At 60.6% G+C, this 1059-nt stretch carries 1 protein-coding gene; it reads left to right on the top strand.

Annotated features, from left to right (window positions below):
- Window positions 1-1059: photosystem II D2 protein (photosystem q(a) protein) (gene psbD, locus NW855_RS13820; protein ID WP_011431157.1), on the top strand; the 1059-nt coding region annotated here is incomplete at its 5' end.

Genomic DNA, 1059 nt, shown 5'->3' with positions numbered 1-1059 from the left:
ATGACCATCGCAGTAGGGCGCGCGCGCCAGGAGCGAGGATGGTTCGACATCGTCGACGACTGGCTCAAGCGCGACAGATTCGTGTTTATCGGCTGGTCGGGGCTGCTGCTGTTTCCTTGCGCCTATTTGGCCCTGGGCGGCTGGCTGACCGGCACCACGTTTGTAACCTCTTGGTACACCCACGGGTTGGCCAGCTCCTACCTGGAGGGGTGCAACTTTTTGACGGTGGCCGTGTCCACCCCCGCCGACAGCATGGGGCACAGCCTGCTGCTGCTGTGGGGCCCGGAAGCCCAGGGGGACTTTACCCGCTGGTGCCAGATTGGCGGGCTGTGGACCTTTGTGGCCTTCCATGGGGCGCTGGGCCTGATTGGCTTTATGCTGCGGCAGTTTGAGATTGCCCGGCTGGTGGGGGTGCGGCCCTACAACGCCATTGCCTTCAGCGCGCCGATTGCCGTGTTTGTGAGCGTGTTTTTGATTTACCCGCTGGGGCAGAGCAGTTGGTTTTTTGCGCCCAGCTTTGGAGTGGCGGCGATTTTTCGGTTTTTGCTGTTTTTCCAGGGGTTCCACAACTGGACGCTGAACCCGTTCCACATGATGGGGGTGGCCGGCGTGTTGGGTGGAGCGCTGCTGTGTGCCATCCATGGGGCGACGGTGGAGAACACGCTCTACAAGGATGGGGAAGCGGCGAGCACGTTTCGGGCATTTGAGCCGACGCAGGCGGAAGAGACGTACTCGATGGTGACGGCGAACCGCTACTGGAGCCAGATTTTTGGGATAGCGTTTTCCAACAAGCGGTGGCTGCACTTTTTCATGTTGTTTGTGCCGGTAACGGGATTGTGGATGTCGAGCATTGGTGTGGTGGGGTTGGCGCTGAACCTGCGGGCGTATGACTTTATCAGTCAGGAGACGCGGGCGGCGGAAGACCCTGAGTTTGAGACGTTCTACACGAAGAACATTTTGCTCAACGAGGGGATTCGGGCCTGGATGGCGCCGCAGGACCAGCCGCACGAGCGCTTTGAGTTCCCCGAGGAAGTCCTGCCCCGCGGCAACGCGCTCTAA

The organism is Synechococcus sp. RC10B2 (assembly GCF_047502635.1).
This window is presented reverse-complemented; position numbering and strand designations above follow the sequence as displayed.